The organism is Jatrophihabitans sp. (assembly GCF_046262535.1).
In the GTDB taxonomy this organism is placed as follows: domain Bacteria; phylum Actinomycetota; class Actinomycetes; order Mycobacteriales; family Jatrophihabitantaceae; genus Jatrophihabitans.
In genome coordinates this window covers 1-21,752 of the sequence record NZ_JBHEMO010000037.1, presented here as the reverse complement: position 1 = coordinate 21,752, position 21,752 = coordinate 1, and the positions used below count along the sequence as shown (strand labels likewise).

The 21,752-nt window shown below is 69.9% G+C and carries 27 protein-coding genes; 16 read left to right on the top strand and 11 right to left on the bottom strand.

What is annotated here, in order from left to right:
* From pstA to ABR571_RS05890, 5 genes are all read right to left on the bottom strand, one after another.
* Positions 1–967, bottom strand: a 967-nt coding sequence (gene pstA / locus ABR571_RS05910) for a phosphate ABC transporter permease PstA (protein ID WP_409452259.1), incomplete at its 3' end; no start/stop codon positions are given.
* Positions 964–2,016, bottom strand: a complete 1,053-nt coding sequence (gene pstC / locus ABR571_RS05905; protein ID WP_409452258.1) for a phosphate ABC transporter permease subunit PstC — start codon at positions 2,014–2,016, stop codon at positions 964–966. The genes pstC and pstA, both read right to left, overlap by 4 nt.
* Before the next feature lie 28 nt (positions 2,017–2,044).
* Positions 2,045–3,190: a phosphate ABC transporter substrate-binding protein PstS gene (gene pstS / locus ABR571_RS05900; RefSeq protein ID WP_409452257.1), complete on the bottom strand. Its 1,146-nt coding sequence runs from the start codon at positions 3,188–3,190 to the stop codon at positions 2,045–2,047.
* 168 nt (positions 3,191–3,358) lie between these two features.
* Positions 3,359–4,189, bottom strand: coding sequence for a mycothiol synthase (mshD, locus tag ABR571_RS05895; RefSeq protein WP_409452256.1), 831 nt, complete (start codon positions 4,187–4,189; stop codon positions 3,359–3,361).
* A 29-nt stretch (positions 4,190–4,218) separates the two neighbouring features.
* Positions 4,219–4,965, bottom strand: a complete 747-nt coding sequence (locus ABR571_RS05890) for a winged helix-turn-helix domain-containing protein (RefSeq protein ID WP_409452255.1) — start codon at positions 4,963–4,965, stop codon at positions 4,219–4,221.
* A gap of 136 nt (positions 4,966–5,101) precedes the next feature.
* On the opposite strand from ABR571_RS05890, the gene ABR571_RS05885 reads away from it, so the two are divergent.
* From ABR571_RS05885 to ABR571_RS05860, 6 genes are all read left to right on the top strand, one after another.
* Complete coding sequence (locus ABR571_RS05885) at positions 5,102–5,884, top strand: alpha/beta hydrolase family protein (protein WP_409452254.1); 783 nt, start codon at positions 5,102–5,104, stop codon at positions 5,882–5,884.
* A complete protein-coding gene (locus ABR571_RS05880; protein WP_409452253.1) occupies positions 5,877–6,737 on the top strand; it encodes a hypothetical protein in 861 nt (286 codons plus the stop codon). The genes ABR571_RS05885 and ABR571_RS05880 overlap by 8 nt, the downstream gene beginning before the upstream one ends.
* 27 nt (positions 6,738–6,764) lie before the next feature.
* Positions 6,765–7,475: a DUF2993 domain-containing protein gene (locus ABR571_RS05875; protein ID WP_409452252.1), complete on the top strand. Its 711-nt coding sequence runs from the start codon at positions 6,765–6,767 to the stop codon at positions 7,473–7,475.
* Between the two features lie 33 nt (positions 7,476–7,508).
* A complete protein-coding gene (locus ABR571_RS05870; protein ID WP_409452251.1) occupies positions 7,509–7,613 on the top strand; it encodes a putative leader peptide in 105 nt (34 codons plus the stop codon).
* Positions 7,614–7,721: 108 nt separating this feature from the next.
* Positions 7,722–8,555, top strand: coding sequence for a sulfurtransferase (locus ABR571_RS05865; protein WP_409452250.1), 834 nt, complete (start codon positions 7,722–7,724; stop codon positions 8,553–8,555).
* Between the two features lie 5 nt (positions 8,556–8,560).
* Complete coding sequence (locus ABR571_RS05860; protein ID WP_409452249.1) at positions 8,561–8,860, top strand: DUF1416 domain-containing protein; 300 nt, start codon at positions 8,561–8,563, stop codon at positions 8,858–8,860.
* Positions 8,861–8,933: 73 nt separating this feature from the next.
* Here ABR571_RS05860 and ABR571_RS05855 read toward each other — a convergent pair whose 3' ends face one another.
* Positions 8,934–9,296, bottom strand: coding sequence for a DsrE family protein (locus ABR571_RS05855; protein WP_409452260.1), 363 nt, complete (start codon positions 9,294–9,296; stop codon positions 8,934–8,936).
* Between the two features lie 140 nt (positions 9,297–9,436).
* Between ABR571_RS05855 and ABR571_RS05850 the strand changes: the two genes are divergently transcribed.
* Positions 9,437–9,979 carry an FABP family protein gene (locus ABR571_RS05850; protein WP_409452248.1) on the top strand — a complete coding sequence of 181 codons (543 nt, stop codon included), beginning with the start codon at positions 9,437–9,439 and terminating at the stop codon, positions 9,977–9,979.
* Here ABR571_RS05850 and ABR571_RS05845 read toward each other — a convergent pair.
* Complete coding sequence (locus ABR571_RS05845) at positions 9,965–10,654, bottom strand: TetR/AcrR family transcriptional regulator (protein WP_409452247.1); 690 nt, start codon at positions 10,652–10,654, stop codon at positions 9,965–9,967. The two genes, ABR571_RS05850 and ABR571_RS05845, sit on opposite strands and share 15 nt — an antisense overlap.
* Before the next feature lie 153 nt (positions 10,655–10,807).
* On the opposite strand from ABR571_RS05845, the gene ABR571_RS05840 reads away from it, so the two are divergent.
* Entirely contained in the window at positions 10,808–11,704 is an 897-nt protein-coding gene (locus ABR571_RS05840) for an AurF N-oxygenase family protein (protein WP_409452246.1), read from the top strand.
* 427 nt (positions 11,705–12,131) lie between these two features.
* Here ABR571_RS05840 and ABR571_RS05835 read toward each other — a convergent pair whose 3' ends face one another.
* Complete coding sequence (locus ABR571_RS05835) at positions 12,132–12,953, bottom strand: aminotransferase class IV (RefSeq protein WP_409452245.1); 822 nt, start codon at positions 12,951–12,953, stop codon at positions 12,132–12,134.
* Between the two features lie 92 nt (positions 12,954–13,045).
* Between ABR571_RS05835 and ABR571_RS05830 the strand changes: the two genes are divergently transcribed.
* The 3 genes from ABR571_RS05830 to ABR571_RS05820 all read left to right on the top strand — a co-directional run bounded on the left by ABR571_RS05830 (position 13,046) and on the right by ABR571_RS05820 (position 15,187).
* A complete protein-coding gene (locus ABR571_RS05830) occupies positions 13,046–13,513 on the top strand; it encodes a Fur family transcriptional regulator (RefSeq protein WP_409452244.1) in 468 nt (155 codons plus the stop codon).
* 10 nt (positions 13,514–13,523) lie between these two features.
* A complete protein-coding gene (locus tag ABR571_RS05825; RefSeq protein WP_409452243.1) occupies positions 13,524–14,528 on the top strand; it encodes a YgfZ/GcvT domain-containing protein in 1,005 nt (334 codons plus the stop codon).
* Positions 14,529–14,638: 110 nt separating this feature from the next.
* The gene (locus ABR571_RS05820) at positions 14,639–15,187 is read left to right on the top strand and encodes a hypothetical protein (protein ID WP_409452242.1); all 549 of its coding nucleotides are present in this window, start codon (positions 14,639–14,641) and stop codon (positions 15,185–15,187) included.
* A 24-nt stretch (positions 15,188–15,211) separates the two neighbouring features.
* Here the strand turns inward: ABR571_RS05820 and ABR571_RS05815 are convergent, their stop codons facing one another.
* Positions 15,212–17,470, bottom strand: coding sequence for an MMPL family transporter (locus ABR571_RS05815; protein WP_409452241.1), 2,259 nt, complete (start codon positions 17,468–17,470; stop codon positions 15,212–15,214).
* 145 nt (positions 17,471–17,615) lie between these two features.
* Between ABR571_RS05815 and ABR571_RS05810 the strand changes: the two genes are divergently transcribed.
* Complete coding sequence (locus ABR571_RS05810; RefSeq protein ID WP_409452240.1) at positions 17,616–18,413, top strand: hypothetical protein; 798 nt, start codon at positions 17,616–17,618, stop codon at positions 18,411–18,413.
* Positions 18,414–18,521: 108 nt separating this feature from the next.
* A complete protein-coding gene (locus ABR571_RS05805; RefSeq protein WP_409452239.1) occupies positions 18,522–18,821 on the top strand; it encodes a hypothetical protein in 300 nt (99 codons plus the stop codon).
* Between the two features lie 2 nt (positions 18,822–18,823).
* Here ABR571_RS05805 and ABR571_RS05800 read toward each other — a convergent pair whose 3' ends face one another.
* Together ABR571_RS05800 and sigJ are read right to left on the bottom strand one after the other, a co-directional pair.
* Positions 18,824–19,306 (bottom strand): hypothetical protein, encoded by a 483-nt coding sequence (locus tag ABR571_RS05800; protein WP_409452238.1) that lies wholly within the window; start codon positions 19,304–19,306, stop codon positions 18,824–18,826.
* A 60-nt stretch (positions 19,307–19,366) separates the two neighbouring features.
* Complete coding sequence (sigJ, locus tag ABR571_RS05795) at positions 19,367–20,242, bottom strand: RNA polymerase sigma factor SigJ (protein WP_409452237.1); 876 nt, start codon at positions 20,240–20,242, stop codon at positions 19,367–19,369.
* Positions 20,243–20,395: 153 nt separating this feature from the next.
* On the opposite strand from sigJ, the gene ABR571_RS05790 reads away from it, so the two are divergent.
* The 3 genes from ABR571_RS05790 to ABR571_RS05780 all read left to right on the top strand — a co-directional run.
* Positions 20,396–20,809, top strand: a complete 414-nt coding sequence (locus tag ABR571_RS05790; protein WP_409452236.1) for a helix-turn-helix domain-containing protein — start codon at positions 20,396–20,398, stop codon at positions 20,807–20,809.
* Positions 20,810–20,860: 51 nt separating this feature from the next.
* Positions 20,861–21,439, top strand: a complete 579-nt coding sequence (locus tag ABR571_RS05785; RefSeq protein WP_409452235.1) for a hypothetical protein — start codon at positions 20,861–20,863, stop codon at positions 21,437–21,439.
* Between the two features lie 88 nt (positions 21,440–21,527).
* Positions 21,528–21,752, top strand: a 225-nt coding sequence (locus ABR571_RS05780; protein WP_409452234.1) for a DUF2516 family protein, incomplete at its 3' end; no start/stop codon positions are given.

Below are 21,752 nucleotides of genomic sequence, written 5' to 3'. Positions count from 1 at the left end.
ACGAAATCTTGGTGCGCCGGCCGATGAGCCGAGCGGTCAGGTTGAGCGCCATGACGATCACGATGAGCGTCAGGGCGGTGCCCCACAAGCGGTCGGGGGCGAAGTTGGTGACGGCACCGGCCACCTTCTTACCCGTCACCGGGTCGAGGTGATAGGTAGTGGTCCCCGAGGCCGCGGTGTTGATGTTGGTGAACTGGTCCTTGATCAGCCCGGGCAACGACCCCTGGAAGCTGTGGAACAGGTCGGTGTTCGTCGTGCCGGAGTAGCCGACCAGGATCAGCAGCGGCGCCGTCTCGCCCGCGACCCGGGCGATGCCGAGCACGACACCGGTGATCAACCCGCTCATTGCGGTGGGAATGACGACCCGCGTGATCGTCTTCCACTTCGGGACGCCGAGGGCGTAGGACGCCTCGCGCAGTTCGTTGGGAACGAGGCGCAGCATCTCCTCGGTCGTGCGCACGATCACCGGCACCATCAGGATCACCAGAGCGAGCGACACGAGCCAGCCGGCCCGGTTGCCGCCGAGCGTGGTCACGAACAGTGCGTAGATGAACAGTGCGGCGACGATCGACGGGATGCCGGTCATGATGTCGACCATGAAGGTGGTCAGCCGGGCCAGCGGCCCGCGGCCGTACTCGACGAGGTAGACCCCGACCAGCAGGGCGATGGGCACCGAGATGACTGTGCACAGCGCCACCTGCTCGGCCGTGCCGACGATCGCCGCCAGCGCGCCGCCGCCCGGGGTGTTCGCCGCGACGCCGGCCTGGTCCGTCGTCCACCACGACGACGTGAAGACGACCTTGCTGCCCTTGCTGATGACTGTCCACAGCAGCCACACGAGCGGTATGAGCGCGAGGCCGAAGGCGAGAGTCACCAGGCCGGTGGCAATGGTGTTCTTGACCTTGCGGGCCCCGCGGGCCTTGGTGAAGGTCAGCCTCGTCGGCGCGGACGCGGTCGCGATGCTCATGCGTAGTCCTTGCGCCGGTTGACGACTGCGCGGGCCGCCGCGTTGACGAGGAAGGTCAGCAGGAACAGGACGAGCCCGGCCGCGATGTAGGCGCCGGTCGCCTTCGGATTGTTGAACTCAGCCGATCCGAGAGCGATCTTCGACGCGAACGTCGAGCCGCCGGTGAAGATCGACCAGGAGAACCCGCCGACGGTGGAGAGGATGAAGTAGACGGCGATCGTCTCGCCGAGGGCACGGCCCAGGCCGAGCATCGCCCCGCTGATCACGCCGGGCCGGCCGTACGGCAGCACCGCAATCCGGATCATCTCCCAGCGGGTCGCGCCCAACGCCAGCGCCGCCTCGATGTTGGCCCTCGGTGTGCGCTCGAAGACGTCCCGACTGATGGCCGTGATGAGCGGCAGGATCATCACCGCAAGCACCACGCCACCGTCGAAGATCGTGCCGTTCGGGTGCTTGTTTTCGAAGAGCGGCGAGGGCAGGTGCGACAGCACCCGCTGCGCGCCCTCCAGGTGCGGCGACAGCTCCGCCGCCCCCCAGATGCCGTAGACGATCGACGGGATCGCGGCGAGGAGGTCAATCACGTAGGCCACCGGACGGGACAGCCGCGTCGGTGCGTACTGCGTGATGAACAGAGCGATACCCACGGCGATCGGCACCGCGATGATCATGGCGATGACCGAGATGATGACGGTGACCCACAGCAGCGCGGCGATGCCGAAGTGCAATGTGCCGGCATCGAACTCGGTCGAAGTGAAGAAGTTGGCCTTGTCGTCGGCGATGGAGGGAATCGACTTCACCGCGAGGAAGACGCCGACGAGAGTGACGATCAGGATGACGATCACCGAAGCGCCGGACGTCATGAGTCCGAAGACCCGGTCGCCCAGACGCGTCTTGCCGCCGCCTCCGGCGACCGCCGGGCCGGCGCCGGCCACCGGTGGCGCCTCGGCGACGAAGATCGCCAGCGGCTGGGCCGAGCCCACGACCGCCCCGCCGTTGGGCGAGGCGATCGTGGGGGTGGCCGAGAGGTCCGGAACAGCCGGTTCGGTCATGGTCTCTCGCTCTGACATGTAGGCGTCGTCAGCTGATCTTCGCGATCGACGCGGCCACCTTGGCCTGCAGCGAGCTCGGCAGCGGGGCGTAACCGAGCCCGGCCAACAGCGACTGGCCTCCGGACGCGGTGTAGGACAGGAAGTTCTTCACGAACGTTCCGGCCGCCGCGTCCTTGTACTTCGTGCAGGCGATCTCGTACGTCGCCAGAACGACGGGGTAGGCCCCGCTCGCCTTGGTCGCGTAATTGATCTTGAGGCTGAGGTCGTCACCGGTGCCGACGACCTGCGCATCGGCCAGCGTCGCGCTGGCACTGTCCTTGGACACGTCGACCGGACCCGAGCCGGTGTCGAGCGACGCCGTCGCCAAGCTTCCGTTCACCGCGAACGAGTACTCGACGTAGCCGATCGAGCCTTCGGTGGAGCCGATGGCCGCGGCGACACCCTGCGAGCCGGCCTTGCCCTGCCCGGCGAACACCTTCGTGGCGTTGTCCTTCGCCGGCTTGGCGGTGAAGTCCGTCGGGTCGTTGGCTGCCAGGAACTTCTCGAAGTTCGACGTCGTCCCCGAGGAGTCGGACCGGTAGATCACGTTGATCGCGGTGCTCGGGAGCTTGGCGCTGGTGTTCTTGGCCTTGACGGCCGGGTCGTTCCAGGTCTTGATCTTGCCGGTGAAGATCTTGGTGACCAGGTCCGGAGTGAGCACGAGCTTGTCGACACCGCTGAGTTTGTAGCCCAGCGCGATCGGCCCGATCACCATCGGCAGGTCGAGCGGCGCACTGCCGCACTGCTTCTGCGCGGTGGCGACCTCGCCCTTGGTCGGATCGAGGGCCGAGTCCGAGCCGGCGAACTGAACCTGACCGGCGTTGAACTGGCTGACCCCGGCGCCTGAGCCGGTCGGGTTGTAGTTGATCTTGGCCGAGGAGCAGGCCTTGGTGTAGCCGTTGATCCACGCCGTCATGGCGTTGGTCTGTGCCGTCGAGCCCTCAGCGTTGAGCGTTCCGCTCGAGCAGGTCGGGGCGCCCCCGGCGCTGGTGGAGGCGCTGCTCGAGGTGCCCGAGGAGGGGCCGCCCGCGGTGGGTTTCCCGCCGGCGTCCGTCTTGGCGCTGCTGCTGCAGGCGGCCAGTGCCGTCACGGCGACCAGCACACCGGCAGCGAGGCCGGCACGGGTGAGCTTCACGATCAGTTCTCCTTCGTCGGTTGACCTTCCGAACGCGACGCTAGGAGCGAGAAATGGCGGATCGGGGCGACCGGAATGAACGCAGGGTGAATGACGGCGCGCTGTCAGGTGACTCGACAAATGCCCCGAACGACGATTGGGTGAACTGACTCACACCGGTACTACGGGTCAGCTGACCCGCCACTGGACGTCGAGGTCGTAGGAAGTGAAGCCGGCGCGCTCATAGAGCCCGATGGCCGCGGGGTTGTCCCCGTCCACATAGAGCAGGACGTCGGGACATCCGCGGTCGGACAGGTGCCGCAGGCCGCGGATCAGCAGGGCCTTGCCCAATCCCAGGCCCTGCGCGGCGGGAGCGATGCCGAGGACGTAGACCTCGCCCACGCCGTCGGGGTGCACCTTCGTCCAGTGATAGCCGAGCAGTTCGCCGTCGCGCTCGGCGAGCAGGAACCCGGCGGCGTCGAACCACGGCTCGTCGATGCGGGCCTGCAGATCGGCCTCCGTCCAGCTGCCTTGCTCGGGATGGCTGGCAAACGCGGCCGCGTTGACGGCCAGCCAGGCGGCGTGGTCGGCGCCCGGCCGGAAGGCGCGCACCTCGATGCGGTCGGCGAGCGGCGGGTCCTCGGGAACCGTGTCGAGTGGCCGGCGCAGCTGGTGAAGTTCGCGGGCGCGCTGCAGGTCGCGCTTCTCAAGCGCCGCGACGAGCCGGCTGCGGCGTCCGTGCGACCAGATGAGCAGGCCGGGCGCGAGCACCGCGTCGAGCAGATCGTCCACCGCTGACGGCTCGGCCGCGATCTCCGCACCCTCGTCACCACGCTGGGCGTATCCGGCCACGGTGCCGGCTGACCGGGCGGTCACGTGCTGGACGTCGTCGCTGCCGAGATGCGTCAGCGTCTGGTCCGACAGCGGCGGCGCGCCGTCCTCTGCCTCGATCCGCCCGGCCAGCCGCACGACGGCGGCGCGGGTGTCGGCGTCGAGGGGGCCGGTTGCGAGGTCGGGCACCCTCCGACCATAGGGGCGACGCCCGCGCGCTACTCCGTCAAGGTGGCGCCGGTCGAGGCCGCGGCCTGGACCGGCAGCTCGGTCTCGACGTCGCCGCGGCGCCCGCCGTCGGCCGGCCGGACGAACTTGTAGCCGACGTTGCGGACGGTGCCGATCATCGATTCGTGCTCGGAGCCCAGTTTGGCTCGCAGCCGCCGCACGTGGACGTCGACCGTGCGGGTTCCACCGAAGTAGTCGTAGCCCCACACCTCTTGTACGAGGTGCGAGCGGGTGAACACGCGGCTCGGGTGCAGCGCCAGGAACTTCAGCAGCTCGAACTCCTTGTAGGTGAGGTCGAGCGCGACGCCGGACAGCCGGGCGGTGTAGGTGCTTTCGTCGATGGTCAGCTCGCCGACCTCGAGGCGGCCACCGACCTCCTCGGTTTCCGCCGCGTGCCGCTCGACCGCGCGCCGCAAGCGGGCGTCCAGTTCGGCCGGGCCGGCGGTGTCGAGTACGAAGTCGTCGACCGCCCACTCGCCGGACATCGCGATGAGGCCGCCTTCGGTGAGGACGGCGATGACCGGCGCGGTCGTCCCCATGGCGGCGAGCAGCCGGACGAACGCGCGCGCGTTCATCAGGTCGCGTCGGGCGTCGACGAGGACCGCGTCGCCGAGGGAGCGGTCGACGAGCGCGCCGGCGTCCTGCGGCAGCACGGTCACCTGGTGCGACAGCAGCCCGAGCGCGGGGAGCACCTCGGTCGTGGGTTGGACTGCGCTGGTGAGGAGGATGAGTTCCACGCGCGCCTCCGGGCGAGAGGGATCGGCGGCTGGTCCCCGGATCGGCCGCGCTGCCGGGTCCGGTCGGGCGGCGCTGCCCTCAAGCGCTTACAGATTACCGGACCGCTCCGGTGGCCAGACTCGGGAGGTGACGTCGGTGACTGAGCCGCAGCTGGTGGGCCTGCGCACCGACGACGGCGTTGCCCTGGCGGCCGCGTACTGGCCGGCCCCCGACCGTCGCATCGCCTGTGTCGTCGGGCACGGGTTCACGGGTTCCTCGCGCAACGCGCATGTGCGCCGCATCTGCCGGGAACTCGTGGCGGGGGGGTTCGCCGTCCTCGCGCCGGATTTCCGCGGGCACGGGCGTTCGAGCGGACTGGGCACAGCCGGCGCCGACGAGATCCACGACGTCGCCGCGGCGGTGGCCTGGCTGCGGGGGGAGGGCTACGCCTTCGTGGCCGTCCTCGGGTGGTCGATGGGCGGGACGGCCGTCCTCCGGCACGCGGGCCTGGGCGGCGATGCCGATGCCGTCGTGAGCGTCAGCGCGCCCGGCATGTGGTGGGAACGCGGTACCCGACCGATGCGACTCGTCCACTGGATGGTCGAGACGCAGTCCGGCCGCACCGCCACCCGGCTGCTGCGCCGGACGCGACTGTCGCCGACCATGTGGCAGGACGTGCCCGAGTCGCCGGTGGAGGTGGCCGGCGAGATCGCGCCGCGTCCGCTGCTCATCGTCCACGGCACGGCCGACAGCTACTTCCCCGTCCGGCATGCGGACGCGCTCGCCGAAGCGGCACCCGCGGCGGACGTCTGGATCGAGCCCGGCATGGGCCACGCCGAAGTCGCGACCACCGCCGATCTGCTCGCCCGCATCACCGAATGGGTACTCGCGGCGTACGAGCGCCGCCCGCTCGTCTGCGACGATGAGACCCGTGACTGACGTCGAGGCCGGGGGCGACGACGTCCAGGTCATCGATCCGTTCGACCTCTCACTCGTGACGACGCTCGCCGTCGCGGTCGTCGTGGGCGCGGCGCTCACACTCACCGCCCGCGCCGGGGCGACCCCGCTGCTTGTCGCGGTCGCCGGCACGCAGGCCCTGCTCGCCGTCTCCTGGGTGCTCGGGACGGTGATGCCCGGGCGCATCGGGGGGCTCGTCATCGCTGCCCTCGCGGCCACGGCCGCAGACGTCACGACGTCCGTGTGGCCGCACGGCCGGCTCGGCACGCTGCTCGCGGTACTCGGCCTGGCGGTGCCGGCGATGTTCATCCACCAGTTGGCGCGCGGGGCGGCGCGGGTCCAGGTCGTCTCGTCTCTGTCCGCCGTCGCGGTCCTGGTCCTCGGCGAGGTTTCGCTGCCGGCGCTGCTGCAGTTGCGGCACGAGTTCGACGACAGCGATGTCGGCGGTCGCGTGGCCGCGGCGGCTGTCGCGGCCATCGCCGGCGCCCTCGTGATCGGCTGCCTCGTCGACCTCGTCGTGCCCACGCCGCGCTTCGATCCGGCGGTGGGACGCGGCCTGCTCGCCCTCGTGGCATCGGCCGGCCTGGGGGGCTCCGTCGGCTACCTCGTGCTGCGCGACCAGCTCGATTACGCGAACGGCCGGTCCGTCTTCGTCGGCGCGGCGTTGGGCGCGCTCGCCGGCCTGCTGGCCGTCGCCATGGCGTTCGTGTTGCAGACGACCCCGGAGCCGGCCGCCCGACTGGGACGGCGGTTGCGTCCCGTGCTCGCGGCCGTGCTGCCCGTCGCGGTCATCGCTCCCGTCGCGTTCCTGCTGAGCCTGGCCATCAGGGCCTGACCGGCCCGTCACCGGCAGGAGGTTGACGTGCTCGTCGCGCTGGCCGTCGTCGCCGTCCTGTTGGTGCTGATCGTGGCCGGCCTGCCCGCCCTCGACCGGGTCCTTGCCGCCCTGGCCGAGCGGAAGGCCTCGGAGTACCTGTCCGCACCGTTCGGGCACCCGGCGACCGTGCGGCTGCACGGGCGGCCGTTCCTGACCCAGGCGCTGCGGGGCTGCTATCGCGACGTGGAGGTCCTCGGCGGCCTGCGGATCGGGGAGATCAGCGGCGCCACGCTTGTCGCGCATCTCACCAACGCCCACCTCCCTCCGCGGGAACTGCTGGGCGGCCGGACCACCGAGCTGCCCTGCGAGCGGGTGACCGGCCGGCTGCTGCTGCCCTACAGCGAGCTGGGCCGCCTGGCCCGCATCCCCGGGTTGTCGCTGGGCTTCGAGGGCGAGCGGCTGCTCGCGACGGCGGCCCTTCCGGTGCCGGGAATCAGCCAGCTGGCCCGGGTCAGTGGCGAGGCGGTGTTGACGCTGGCGGGCCGCGAGTCGGTCTGGCTGCAGATCCGCGGGGTGTCGGTGGCCGGAATCACGTTGCCCAGTCTCGTCCTGAGCCAACTGCTGCCGACGTTGAACGTGCCGATCGCGCTTCCCCCTCTCCCGTACGGCCTGCGGCTCGACGAGTTGCGCCCGACCGCGAGCGGGCTGGTGGTCGACGGCTCGGCCGAGGCAGTGGTTTTCCGCAAGGTGGCCTGAGCAGGCCCGGCCGCGGGCGGCTACGATTCGGGCATGGGCAACACGCTGCGCACGACCGTGCGCACGCCGGGTAGCACCCTGCTCACCTCCCGCCGCGCGGTCGACCTGTGCCGTGTGGGCAGCTGCCTCTGTCGGTAACCCCACGAAACTGCTCGCTGCGTTCGCACTTTCGCGGGGTCCCCAAACCCTTGCTGGTCAGCTGCGCTGTTCGCGCGCTACTACACACATCGATCTGAGGAGAAAATCATGAGCCGCGCAGACGTGCTCGTTTCGGCCGACTGGGCCGAAGAGAACCTGAACGCCGACGATGTCGTGTTCGTCGAGGTCGACGAAGACACCTCCGCCTACGACGGCGGCCACATTCCCGGCGCCGTCAAGCTCGACTGGAAGACCGAACTGCAGGACCAGGTCCGTCGCGACTTCGTCAACAAGGAGCAGTTCGAGGCGCTGCTGTCCGGGAAGGGCATCAGCAATGACGACACCGTCGTCCTCTACGGCGGTAACAACAACTGGTTCGCCGCCTACGCCTACTGGTACTTCAAGTTGTACGGCCACGACAAGGTGAAGCTGCTCGACGGCGGCCGCAAGAAGTGGGAACTCGACGGCCGCGAGCTGTCCAAGGATTCGGTGAGCCGACCGGCGACCAGTTACACGGCGAAGGACCAGGACCTCTCGATCCGCGCCTTCCGTGACGAGACGGTCGCTGCGATCGGCAAGCTCAACCTGGTCGACGTCCGTTCGCCCGACGAGTTCTCCGGCAAGCTGCTCGCTCCGGCGCACCTGCCGCAGGAGCAGAGCCAGCGCGGCGGCCACATCCCGACCGCCCTCAACGTGCCGTGGTCGAAGGCCGCGAACGAGGACGGCACCTTCAAGTCCGACGAGGAGCTGCGCAAGCTCTACGCCGAAGAGGGCCTGGACGAGGGCCGCGACACGATCGCCTACTGCCGCATCGGCGAGCGCTCGAGCCACACCTGGTTCGCGCTGCACGAGCTGCTCGGCCACCCGAACGTCAAGAACTACGACGGCTCGTGGACCGAGTACGGCTCGCTCGTTGGCGTCCCGATCGAGAAGGGGGCCTGACCGTCGTGTGCGGAGCTCCGGAGCAGACGCCGACGTTGCCGGCGGGGATCGACATCGAGAAGGAAACCGTCATCTACGGCACGGTCAGCAAGGGCGACTCACCGGTCGCCGGCGCGTACGTGCGGCTGCTGGACGGCACCGGCGAGTTCACCGCTGAGGTCGTCACCTCGGCCACCGGCGACTTCCGCTTCTTCGCGGCGCCCGGCAGTTGGACGCTCTCGGTGCTGCACCGCGACGGCAAGGTGCGTCGTGAGGTGCAGGCGACAGCGCCCGGACTCCTGCAAGTTTCGCTCGAGCTGCAGTAACGGGCATACTTCCGCCAAGTTGTCCGTGCTTCCCCGTCCTACAGCGTGGGGAAGCAGGACAACTTGCGTTAGATCAGTAGACGAGGGCCTGGGCGTCCTCGCGCAGCACCTCGTCGACGAAGCTGGCGGATCCGGCGACCAGCACCCCGGGCAGCAGCTCGTCGGGCGTGAGGTCGCGACGGGCGGCGCACTGCGTGCAGACGGTGATCGTCCCGCCGGCCAGGACGGCGTCGCGCAGATCGGCGAGTGGCGCCGAGTGCGGCAACTCGAACGTTTCGGCCCGGCCCTCGACGGCGAACCAGACGGCCTCGCCGGTGAGCCACAGCGACACGGCCGCACCGGCAGCCAGCGCGGTCGCGGCGACCGTGAAGGCCTGCGAACAGCGCTCGGGCGCCTCGGCCCCCGCAGTGCATTTGACGACGAGCGAGCGCAACACGGCCATGGGCCCATCCTGCTGTACCGTCGCGAGGATGGAAGCGACCTACCTCGCGCTGCTGATCGCGACCTTCCTGGCCATCGGCGCGGCCGCGGTGTATGTCGTGGCCAAGCTGTTCGCCGGCCAGCGCTGATCTACTCGTGACCGCGGGCGACACGGCGGATCTGCGCTCCGGCGCACCAATCGCAGACGCCCTCTTGGCGCTGCTGCCACTCGTCGGGTTCTGGGAAGGCTCCGGCCGCGGGATCGTCGCCTCGAGCGGCGTGGAGTTCGCCTACGGTCAGCGGGTCGAGATCGTCCACGACGGACGGCCGTTCCTCGCCTATCAGTCGCGGTCCTGGCTGCTCGACGCCAGCGGCGCGGTAATCCGCCCGGCCTGGCGAGAGAGCGGGTTCTGGCGGCCGGGGGCCGGCCCGGACGACGTCGAGCTGGTGATCGCCTCCAACACCGGCCAGGCGCTGGTGTTCACCGGCACGGCCGGCGATCAGCAGTGGGAGCTGGAGACGGTCTCGAGCGAGCACACCCCGACTGCCAAGGACGTCGCCGGTGAGCGTCGTCTCTACGCGGTACGGGCCGACGAGTTGCGCTACGCCACCGAGCTGGCACCCGGTGGCCGGCAGTTCGCTCCGCACCTCAACGCGGCACTGGTGCGGATGCCGGCCGCCGACTCAGATCTCGGGTAGCGGCTGGTCGGGGGCGAGGACGAGACCCAACTGGCGGCTGGTGCGGTCGATCAGGAGCCACACCTGATCGGTGAGTTCGGCCGCGACCGCTTCCCGCGGGAGTGTGCTCGAGCCGAGCCACCAGACCGCCGTGGCGTCGACCAGACCGACCACACCGACGATGAGCCGTTCGGCCGGTTCGCTGTCGATCCCGAACGCGGACATGTAGCGCGAGATCAGGGCTGTGAGCTCGGCGGCCAACGCCGCTTTGGCGTCGCCGGCGCCCCCCGGTCCGTCGCCGCGAACCGCGTACGAGTGCTGGGCGAGGAAGCGGTACAGGTTCGGATGCGCCTCGACCCACCCCAGGTGTTCGTCGATCGCGCCGGCGATGATTCCGATCGCCGATCCGCCGCCGGCCAGACCGGCGCGGATCCGCTGTCCGATCTGGTTGGCGACGTGCGTCGACACGGCCAGGTCGAGCGCGGGCTTGCCGTCGAAGTGGCGGTAGACGTGGGTGCGCGGCACGTGGGCGGCGTCGGCGATCTGCGCCGTCAGGACGTCCGGCCCGTGTTCCTCGATGGCGGCGATGGCCGCGTTGATGATCGACAACCGACGCTCACGGCGGTGCGGATCCCACCGGGTTGACCGCCCGTCGCGCGCGTCATCCCGCGGTTGAGGAGCGGACTGCGAGGGCACGCCGCCCAGCCTAAGGCCCACAGGCGCGTCCCGTAGGTAGCTGCACCGCCGTCCTGACAGTACCTGCGACACCTTGTCAACCGCAAAAGTGAGTGCTACACCTTGTGATAGAAACCCGCCTGGGCCAGGCGGGCGCCGCGAGATCGGAGCGATATGACCGCTGTAGCACCGCTCGACGCCGTCCGCCGGACCGCCACCCGGCTGCTGGGCTCTTCGTCGAAGAACTCCTACGACCCGACGCTGGACATCGACTGGGACGCCCCGGTGGAGCTGGATCTGAAGTTCATGCCGTTCGAACGGACCTCGCTCTACGGCACCGCGCTCTGGGAGCGGATGACGCACGAACAGCGCGTCGAGCTCTCGCGGCAGGAGCTGGCGAGCGTCGCGTCGACCGGGCTGTGGTTCGAGCTGATTCTCATCCAGATGCTGACCCGCTGGGCGTACCACCAGGATCCGCAGGACGCGCGCACCCAGTACGCGCTCACCGAGATCGGCGACGAGACCCGGCACATCCTCATGTTCGCCAAGGCGATCGACCGGCTGGGTGCGCCGACCTACCGTCCCGGCGCCGTACTGCACCACCTGGCGCGCGTGTACAAGGCGACGGCGCGCGGGCCGGCCCTGTTCGCACCCGTCCTCGTCGCCGAGGAGATGACCGACCGCCTCCAGCGCGAGATGGTCAACGACGAATCTGTGCACCCGCTCGTGCGGATGGTCAACCGGATCCATGTCGTGGAAGAGGCGCGCCACGTCCGCTTCGCCCGGGAGGAGGTCGCCCGGCAGATGGCGAAGATCGGGCCGATCGGCAAGGTCGTCACGAACGTGTCGTCGGCGGTGGTCGCCGCGTTCGTCGCGAGCGCGCTGATCAGCCCGGAGGTCTACGCCCAGGTCGGCCTCGACCGCGACGAGGCCGTGACGGCGGCCCGCAGCAATCCGAACTGGCACCAGTCACGCCGGTGGATGGCCGAGAAGATCATGACGTTCCTCGACGAGCAGGGAATGCTCACCTGGTACTCGAAGCCGATCTACGTCCTGGCGCACCTCGTTTAATCGCCGTTGGCGTCGGTCCGGCAGCACCCCCTCGCTTCGCTCAGGGTGCGTGCCTCCCGCCGCTCCTCGCTTCGCTCGGGCCGCGTGGCGGCCGGCGGCTCTTCGCGCGAGCGCTCATCGCGTGGTGGTCACCATTTAACGAAAGACGGCCCCCGAGTCACTTCCGGTCGAAGACCGGGCCGGCTGGACGGGCCGACGACTCGGGGGCCGGGTAGCTACCAGGTATTGCTCACCACCGCTCGGTCGCGGTAGGGGCAAGCCCTCGCAGGTCCGTTGCATTGCGGTGGTTAGCTGGAAGCCACCTCACGTGTCCAGAAAGTATTCAACTTTGGACCACCTCCTCCCTCGTGTACCTCCAACGTACGTGGCGAGCGGAGTCGCGGCAACGAACTTTGCCGGGCCGGGCGGACCGCGGCTGAAGGACTTCTCAGAAGCCGGCGAGGCGGCGGATCTCGGCATCGATCTCGGGCACGCGGGCCCGGGCCTTGCCGTCGAGTTCGACGATGTCGACCGGGCCGCGGACGCTGCCGACCAGCCACGCGACGTCAGCCGCGTGCAGGTCGTCGACGCCGGCGACGGACTCCTGCGCCGTCCATCCCGCGCGGGCCGCCCGCTCGAAGAGCAGCCGTTGCGTCGTGCCGGCGAGGATGCCGGTCGGGCCGGTCGGAGTGGTGTGCAACGTCCGTCCGATCGACCACACGACCGAACCGGTCGGCGATTCCAGGACGACTCCGTCGACGCTCACGAAGACCGCGTCGTCGGCGCCGCGGCGGGCCGCTTCGCGCTGGGCGGCCATGTTGATCGCGTAGGACAGGGACATGACCCCGCCGAGCAACCACGGCGCCTCGGCAAAGGCGGTCGACGTCGTTCCGCGGCTCAGCGTCACCACCTTGAGGCCCTCGCGCCGCTGGCGCGGGTAGTCGGGGGGCAGCGGGCCGATCGACACCAGGCCACTGGGGGAGCCCCCGACCGGCCCCCGCGTGAGCAGGAGCTTGACCGCCGCCTCGCCCGGCTCGGGCCACGCCGCAACCGCCAAGGCGATGAGCTCGCGCCACTCCCCGGAGTCGAACGGGATGGCCAGGGCCGCCGCCGACCGCGTCATCCGGGCCAGGTGGGCCTCCAGCTTGTCGACTCCGCCGTCGCGCAGGCGGCAGCCCTCGAAGCAACCGTCGCCGCGGGTGAGTCCGGCGTCGTCGACCCGGATGACCGGTGCGGAGGGGTCGAGGACCCCGACGCCGAGCACAGCCACAACGCCACGTTGCGTGCTCGCCACTGCCCGCCTCCAAGCATCGTCGCGCCGTCGTCCAACGCCTGGGCGCCAGGCTACCTACGATGGGCACGATGACCGGCCCGAGCCACACCCACGCGCCCGCGGCGGCCGCCACGTCGGCGGCCGACCTCGCGGACCGGCTCCGCGCCCGCGGGCTGCGCGTCACCACTCAGCGCGAGCAGGTGCTGGCCGCCGTCCGCAGCCTGGGCCACGCCACCCCCGAGCAGATCAGCGAGTCGGTTCCCGACGTCGATCTGACGACGATCTACCGGACGCTGGAACTGCTCGAGGAGATAGGTCTCGTCCGGCACGCCCATCTCGGGCACGGCGCGCCGTCCTACCGCCCGGCCGAGGACGAGCACATCCACGTCGTGTGCCACGCCTGCGGCGCGGTCGTCGACGCCGACCCGAAGCTGGTCGACCCGCTCGCCGACAGCCTGTCGGCCGGCAGCGGCTTCGTCCTCGATCGGTCGCACTTCACAGTGTTCGGCCGGTGCCGCGATTGTGCGGCGGAACAAAACCGGCCGACCGAGCGATGAAACCGAAGACATGACGACTGAGCTGGCCGTGCCCGCTACCGGACGGGACGCGGGTGTCCCTTGGCATTTCGGCGACCCGCTGCGCGAACAGCGACTGCTGACCACCGGTGCGGGCATCGTCGACCGCAGCAACCGCGACGTCCTGATCGTCCCCGGGCAGGATCGGCTGGGCTGGCTGCACTCGATCTCCTCGCAGCACCTGTCGTCGCTTACCGACGGCGATGCGACGGAGGCCCTCGTCCTGTCCCCGAACGGCCACGTCGAGCAGCACTGGCAGGTGACCGAACTCGACTCGACGGTGTGGATCGACACCGAGCCGGGTAGGGCGGCCGAGGTGCTCGCATACCTGCAGAAGATGCAGTTCATGAAGCGGGTGGAACCGGCTGACGTGTCAGCGCTTTGGGCCGTTCTCTCCCTCGTCGGGCCGGCCACGCCGACGGTCCTCGCGCTGGCCGGGCTCCCGACGCCGGATCAGTCAGGACGCGCAGCGGCGATCGACGGTGGCGGGTTCGTGCGCCGCATGAGCTGGCCGGGACCGGATGCGGCCGACATCGTGGTGCCGAGGGCGCGCGCGGCCGGGGTGATCGCCGCTCTCGTCGAGGTCGGCGCGCACCGGGCCGGGTTGTGGGCGTTCGAGGCGCTGCGCGTAGAAGCCCGACGGCCGCGGCTCGGACTCGAGACCGACCACCGCACGATTCCGCACGAAGTCGGCTGGATCGGCAGTGCCGTCCACCTCGACAAGGGTTGTTACCGCGGGCAGGAGACGGTCGCCCGCGTCCAGAACCTCGGCAAGCCACCGCGCCGCCTCGTCCTGATCCATCTTTCCGGCGAATCGGACACCTTGCCGGAGCCGGGGACACCCATCGAGCTCAACGGTCGAACCGTGGGCTTTCTGGGCACGGCTTTGCACCATTTCGATCTCGGGCCGATCGCCCTTGCCGTCGTGAAGCGGACATTGAGCGCCGACGATCCGGCGTCGATAACAGGACAACCGGTCCGCATCGATATAGCCTGACCACTGTTCACTCGCATTTTACTTCGGGTAACGTCCCCGGCAGGCGCATCCAAAACCGGCGGCGCGCGTTGTTACCTGTGACTACTAGTGGGGCTAGGAAAGAGACGCCGATGAGAATCCGGACCATGGTGGCGCTCGCGCTGGCCGCCGCCTCGCTGGTGATTGCGGGTCCGGCCGCCCAGGCGGTCGCCTATCCGCCGACGATCTGCCCCACCATCTCTGTCAGTACCACCACGCCGCTGGCCGGTGAGGCCATCACGGTCACCGGCACGAACTTCATCGCCGGCGCGACGGTGCGTCTCGAACTCGACTCGAGCGCCACCGTCCTCAAGACGGTCACCGCGAGCGGGTCCGGCACCTTCACCACGCAGGTCACCATGCCCGCCGGCCTGCTCGGCTCGCACACGATCATCGCGAGCGGCGGAGGAGGCGGCCCCGGCTGCCCGAGCGAGCCGATCCAGATCGTCAACGCGCACGGCCCCGGTGGCGGTGGCGCTGGTGGCAACGGCGGCGGTACCAACAGCGGTGGCGGCACAGCCTTCACCGGTGTCGACGTGCTGCTGCTCCTTCTCATCGCCGGCCTTCTGGTGACCGCCGGCGTCATGCTCAACCGCGGTGGCAAGCGTCGGCGCCAGGTGTACTCCGGCGAGCTCGGCTGAGGTTCGGGCTCGGCCAGGCCGGCGTCAGACCAGCGCGGGCGATCGCTCTTCGGCGTCCGGGCCGGCCGAATCTTCGGCCGGCTCCACCGAAACACGGGGCGTGATCCGCTCCAGCCAGTGCGGATACCACCAGTTCGCCGTACCCAACCGGTGCATCAGCGCCGGCACCAGCACCGTCCGCAGGATGAACGCGTCGATGAAGACGGCGCCGCCGAGACCCAGGCCGACCATTTTGATCACCCGGGCGTCGCCGAGCAGGAAGCCGCCGAAAACGGCCATCATGATGAACGCGGCTGCGGTGATGATGCCGCCGGTCTCCGCCTGGCCGACGCTGATCGCGCGAGCGTTGTCGCGGGTATGCACCCACTCCTCGTGCATCCGGCTGACCAGGAACACCTGATAGTCCATCGACAGGCCGAACAGGATCGCGAAGAACAACACCGGGAGGAACGCGTCGATCGGCCCGCCACCGCCGATCCCGAGCGCGTTGCTGAACCAACCCCACTGGAAGATCGCGACGAGGACGCCGAACGAGGCGCCGGCGGCGAACAGGTTCATGACCGCCGCGGTCAGCGGCACGACCACGCTGCGGAACGCGATCATCAGCAGCAGGAACGACAGGCCGATGATCGCCACGAAGAAGAGAGGCATCTTCGCGGCCAGTACGCCGGCGAAGTCGACCATGATCGCGGTCTGCCCGAAGACGTAGATCTGGTTCGGCGTGCCCTGCTCGAGACCGGGAACGACCTCCGAGCGCAGGGTGTGGACGAGGGCCGTCGTCGCCTCGTCCTGTGGTGAGCTCTTGCTCTTGAACGCGATGATCGCCAGGTCCCGGCTGATAGGCGCCGGTCGCGCGCTCGCCGGATTCACGTTGCCGACGGTGGAGAGGCGCTGGGAGATCAGCTGCAAGTACGCCGGGTCGCCGGCGCCCGGCCCGTGCACGACCAGTTCCAGTGTGGAGTTGTAGCCGGGGCCGAAGCCGGGCGCCGAGGCGATCAGGTCGTATCCGTTACGCGTCGTGGACGCGGCCGGATCGCTCGACTCGTCGGCGTGACCCAGGCGCAGGGAAAAGAACGGGATCGCCAGCGCGACGATGACCGCGGCGGCCGCGATGCCCAACACCAGTCCACGCTTCTCGACCATCTGGGCCCAACGCGCCCAGCGGGTCGGCCGCGCCGAGACGATGTAGCTCCCGTCACGTACGGCCCCGCGGATCCGCCGGGGCAGCACGCGATAGCCGAGCAGTGACAGCACCGCCGGCAGCACGGTCAGCGACGCGACCATGGTGAGGGCAACCGCCATCGAGGTCCCGATCGCGACGCCGTAGAGGAAGCTGACGCTGAGGGCGCAGAGGCCGAGCATCGCCACGCACACTGTCGCACCGGCGAACAGCACCGCGCGTCCGGACGTGTCGACGGCGAGCGCGATCGAGTCGGTCACGCTCATACCGCGCATGAGGTTGCGGCGGTGCCGGGTGACGATGAACAGGGCGTAGTCGACGCCGACACCGATCACCATGAGCTGCGACAGCTGGGTTGCGAACGTCGCGACGTTCATGACGTGGCTCAGCAGGGAGATCAGGCCGAGGCCGGTGCCGAGCGCGGGCGCCGCGCTGAGCAGTGGCGTGACGGCGGCGCCGACTGTCCGGAACACGAACCCGAGGATGAGCAGCGCGGTTAGGAAGCCGAACAGTTCCGGCGGGATGCCCTTCTGCTGCTGGGCGAGGTTGGCGAATGCGCCGCCGGTGAATTCGTAGCCGACTCCGTCGACCTTCAGCTTGGCGATCTTGTCGTGGACGCCGACGAAGTTGTTCAGGTCGTTCTGGTTGTACTGCCACGCGACGGTGATCAGGCCGACCTTGTTGTCGGTGCTGAGGTAGGGGTTGTGCGCCGCCGCCGGTCCGTCGGCCGGCGCGGACTTCGCCACAGCGGGGCCGGAGCAGTTGACCACGCCCCACGGCGAGACGACGGAGGCGACGTGGTCACCGTCGCCGCACAGCCCGCGCAGCGTCTCCCGCAATCCCGTCGGTGCCTGTCCGGGATCCAGCGTGCCGCGCTCGGCGTGCACGACGACCGTTCCGACCTGGCCCGCCTGGCTGCCCTGCCCGCTGGCGCGGAGCAGGTCGAGCACGGTCTGGGTCTCGGTGTGCGGCAGCGTGAAGACGTCCTTGTAGGACGATCCACCGCCGGCCGATGCCAGGGCTTGGACGCCGACGACGAGGGCGATCCAGCCGGCGACGACGTACCAGCGGTAGCGCGTCGCGAAGCGGGCGAGGGTCTGCATGGATCAAGGATGGCGAGCGGTGGACCGGTACCACGAATTCATGCCGCCGTTCGTGATTGAGATCGCTCTGCCCGCCCTCACGGATCTGTCCGATCCGGCCCCTACGGTCGGTATGACCGCCCGCCGGCCGCGAAAGGATCAGTCCGTGCCCACCCGCCATCCAGACGCTCTGCTCGCCCGGCTGCGCCCGGCGCAGCACGACGGTGTGCGCCGGATCGATCTCGCCCACCTGCGTTGGATGCCGCCCTCGGCGATGGTGGCCACCGCCGCCCAGGCGCACCGCGCCCACCTCGACGGCACCGCATTCGCGCTGCGCGGGCCCACCGACTCCGAGCCGGCCCACTACGCGGCCCGGATGCGGCTCGGCCGCGTCCTGAGCGACCTGGGCGCCACCCACGACCTGCCGACCGCGCGGGCCCATGACCGCGAAGAGGAGCTCATCGAGGTCGTCCGCATCGACAGCGCGGACACCGTCGACCGCCTGGCTCGCCTCGTGTACCGCAAGGTGCTGCCGCGGGGCGGCAAGGACCTCGCGACCGCTCTGCACCGCAGCGTCGGCGAAGTCGGCGAGAACGTCATGGACCACTCGGGAACGATCGGTTACCTCGCCGCCCAGACGCTGCCCCGCCGCCGCGAACTCCTCATCGCGATCGCCGATGCCGGAGTCGGCATGCTGGCCACCCTCACCCACCGCGGCGTGCTCTCGGACGAGGCCGCCATCGCGCTGGCGACGCAGGAGCAGGTGAGTCGCTACGACGAGCCCGACCGCGGCCGGGGTCTGCCGTCCGCCCTGCACCTGATCGGAGGCCAGTCCGGCAGTCTCTACATCGCGAGCGGAACGGCAGCGATCCGGCATTTTCCGACGACCCGGCGCTACCTGCGGGCCGACGACGCGTTCGACGGGACGATCGTCGAGGCCCGCATCCCGCTCGCCGATGGTTGACGAGGTGCCGAGCGGCATCCACAGGGACGGGGCTCTGACAGCGGATCGCGCTAGCCTGGGTGCAGGCGGACAATGAGTACCGACGCCGGGCCGTTGAAGGGGGAAGCGATGCCGACTCTGACACTTCCGCAACTGGTGGCCGGGCGAAAGCTCGCGGCCGACGCGGTGGACCGGCTCGGCTCGATCAGCGGTGACGACGTCCTGGTCGACGCCCGGCCGCTGGTCAGCGGCACTGCGTCGTTCGCCGGCCAACTCGTCCGCAGCGTCGTGCTCGACGGCGGGGCCGCTCGCCTGACGGTGATCGGCGGCCCGTCGAACTTCCTGGACGATGCGCGGGCGGCCGCGACCCAGCTGGGAGTCGCCGACCGCTTGGTCTTCGTCGAGGCTACTGCCGACCTCGCCTCGTAGCCTCACCCCGGCGCGCGGCCGCGGGCCGACTGCAGCGCGGCGCCGATCAGTGCGTTCACCTGCGCGAAGGCGTCCTGCTCGTCGGCCGCGGGGGCGTCGCTGGTGTCGATCAAGCTGATCTGGGCAAGCGCATGCCAACGTTCGAGCGCCGCGACGACCGACTCGTCCTCCACACGTGACGTGGCCACGGTGAAGCGCCCTTCGGCGGCCGACACCTGCGCGGCCAACGGCTCGGGCACCGACATGATGAAGATCCCGCCCCCTGCCCCGTCGCCCGATCCGGTGCGGGTGCGCAAGGCCGAGCCGTACTCGCGCAGGGCGTCACGCAGCGCCAGCGCCGCGTCCTGGACGTCGGTGAGGAACATGCGCCGTGCGGCGTACCGCCGGTCCGACATGGAGCGCACTTCGCTGCGGACACCGCCGCCGACCGCGACGACGAAGGCGGCGCCGGACGTGATCAAGGCAGCCGCGACGGAGGTGTCCACCCGTTCGACCTCCCGTCCGTCCAGCGACAGACGCTAGTCGGTCGGGCCGGCGGTTCGCGATCAAGCGTCGAGGAACGACAGGTCGAGCTGCGCGAGGCGGGCGGGGTCGGCCAGGATGTCGATCTCGATGATCCGATCGCCTACGACGGTGAACCCAGCGACCGACAGCACCTTGCCGTCGGCGACCGTCGCGGCTCCAGGGCCGCCGTTGACGAGGACCGGACGGGCCAGTGATGCGAGCCGCGCGAAGTTGAGCGCGCCGCCGGCGACCTGCGCGGCGCCGCGGATCACGGCCGACCGGCCGATGCCGCCCTCGCCGCTGTCGGCCCGCAGCACCACATCCGGGTCGAGCACCGCGACCAACGCGTCGAAGTCCCCGTCGCGGGCCGCGGACAGGAACGCGTCGACGACCTTGCGTTGCCGGGCCGGGTCGGAGTCGGGCACCGTGGCGCCCTGCACCCTCCGGCGAGCTCGGCTGGCCAACTGCTTGGCCGCGTCGGGCGACCGGTTCACGATCGGGGCGATCTCGTCGAAAGGTACGGCGAACATGTCGTGCAGGACGAAGGCGAGCCGCTCGGCCGGCGCCAGCGTCTGCAGGACGACGAGCAGGGCCAGCCCCACCGAGTCGGCCAGCACCGCCTCGTGCTCCGGGTCGTCGGCCGGGGTGATGATCGGGTCGGGGACGTAGAGGTCGAGCGGTTCCTCGCGTCGGGACTTGCGGCTGCGCAGCATGTCGAGGCAGATCCGCGCCACCACGGTGGTCAGCCACCCCGGCAGGTTCTCGACCTCGGCGCCGGCTGAGCGGTTGAGCCGCAGCCAGGCCTCCTGCACCGCGTCCTCGGCCTCCGCCAGCGAGCCGAGCATCCGGTACGCGACTGCGCGTAGCCGCGCCCGGTTCTGCTCGAACTGCCGGGCCATCGCGTCGTGCTCGTCCACTGCACACCTCTCGTCGTCGACTGTCCTATCACTGACGAACGGGGCCCGGCCGAGGTGACCGAATCGCGTTCCTAACCGGTATCGGGGGTGCTCTCACCCACATTGCTTGCAGTCTGCTTGCAATTGCTAGCACTGCTCCGCGACACTGGACGGGTGATAGCCGAGGCGCCGAAGGTTCAGGCCAAGCGCAGCGGAGCCGCGATCGGTGACTTCATCCGCGAACAGCGTCAACAGGGCCAGGTGTCACTGCGACAGCTCGCGCGCTTGGCCGGCGTCTCGAACCCCTACCTCTCGCAGATCGAACGCGGACTCCGCAAGCCCAGCGCGGAGATCCTGCAGCAGATCGCCAAGGGCCTGCGCATCTCGGCCGAGCAGCTCTACGTCCGCGCGGGCATTCTCGAGTTCCGCGAAGGCAACCAGGAACTCGTTGCCGCGATCCTCAGCGACGAGGACCTCGGCGAGCGGCAGAAGCAGGTCCTGCTCGACATCTATGAGTCCTTCCGCCGGGAGAACGCCGCCGCTCTCGCAGTCGGCGTCGAACCGGCCGCCGGCGCGCCGGCGGAGTAACACGGCTTCATCTATTTTCTCGATCCCCCACAACACACAGGGAGTTACACCATGTCCATCGCCAGTGACATCCGCTCGTACGCCGACACCGCCGTCAGCCAGGGCAAGCAGGTTCTCGACTCGTCCATTGCCAGCGCCCAGGCGCAGCTCAACGACGTGACCGGCCAGGCCAACGAACTGTTCGGCAAGACCAAGGGCAACGTCACCGACATCGCGGGCAAGGCCACCGAAGCCGTCAACGACCTGCGGGTGACGGCCGAGAAGGCGATCAACTTCGACGCCATCAAGACGGCCGTCGAGCCGTACCTCGCGCAGGTGAAGGACTACACCAGCAGCGTCACCGACCGCGCCGACGCGCTGTTCACCGGCGTCAAGTCCGACCCGCGCGTGGCCAAGCTCGTCGAGGCCGCCCGTCCGGTCACCGCCGTCGTTGGCGAGACCGTGCAGGACCGCGTCGTCAAGCCCGTCCAGTCGCTGACCGGCATCGGCACCAAGCCGGCTGCGAAGACGGCTCCGACCGCCGCCGCCAAGCCGGCCACCAAGCCGGCCGCCACCAAGCCGGCCGCGTCCAAGCCGGCCAGCAAGCCGGCCGCTCGCAAGGCCCCGGCCAAGCGCAGCACCAAGAGCTGAATCCCGGCACCTTTCGCGTGCCGTCGACTGTGCCCCGCTCCGATCCGGAGCGGGGCACAGTTGCGTCCGGCGTCGGTACGCTGACGGAGTGAACGCAGTCGACACGCTGTACCTCTGGACCGATCGGGTCCTGTTCTGGGCGTTGATCGTGCTGCGCGCGTGGGCGCTGGTCGACTGCCTCACCCGGCGGTCAGCCGCGTTCCCGGCCGTCGACAAGCTCACCAAGCCGTCGTGGCTGCTCATCCTGACCGCCGGCGGCCTGCTCGGCTCGCTGGCCAGTCCGCCGCTGTGGCCGATCTCGCTGATCTCGGTG

Bases quoted from the DNA above. Each gene is read 5' to 3' on its own strand.
- ABR571_RS05830 (WP_409452244.1), top strand. From the start codon at position 13,046: ATGACCGGCCCGAGCCACACCCACGCGCCCGCGGCGGCCGCCACGTCG.
- ABR571_RS05815 (WP_409452241.1), bottom strand. From the start codon at position 17,470: ATGCAGACCCTCGCCCGCTTCGCGACGCGCTACCGCTGGTACGTCGTC.
- ABR571_RS05870 (WP_409452251.1), top strand. From the start codon at position 7,509: ATGGGCAACACGCTGCGCACGACCGTGCGCACGCCGGGTAGCACCCTG.
- ABR571_RS05820 (WP_409452242.1), top strand. From the start codon at position 14,639: ATGAGAATCCGGACCATGGTGGCGCTCGCGCTGGCCGCCGCCTCGCTG.
- ABR571_RS05840 (WP_409452246.1), top strand. From the start codon at position 10,808: ATGACCGCTGTAGCACCGCTCGACGCCGTCCGCCGGACCGCCACCCGG.
- pstC (WP_409452258.1), bottom strand. From the start codon at position 2,016: ATGACCGAACCGGCTGTTCCGGACCTCTCGGCCACCCCCACGATCGCC.
- ABR571_RS05785 (WP_409452235.1), top strand. From the start codon at position 20,861: ATGTCCATCGCCAGTGACATCCGCTCGTACGCCGACACCGCCGTCAGC.
- ABR571_RS05805 (WP_409452239.1), top strand. From the start codon at position 18,522: ATGCCGACTCTGACACTTCCGCAACTGGTGGCCGGGCGAAAGCTCGCG.
- ABR571_RS05825 (WP_409452243.1), top strand. From the start codon at position 13,524: ATGACGACTGAGCTGGCCGTGCCCGCTACCGGACGGGACGCGGGTGTC.
- ABR571_RS05865 (WP_409452250.1), top strand. From the start codon at position 7,722: ATGAGCCGCGCAGACGTGCTCGTTTCGGCCGACTGGGCCGAAGAGAAC.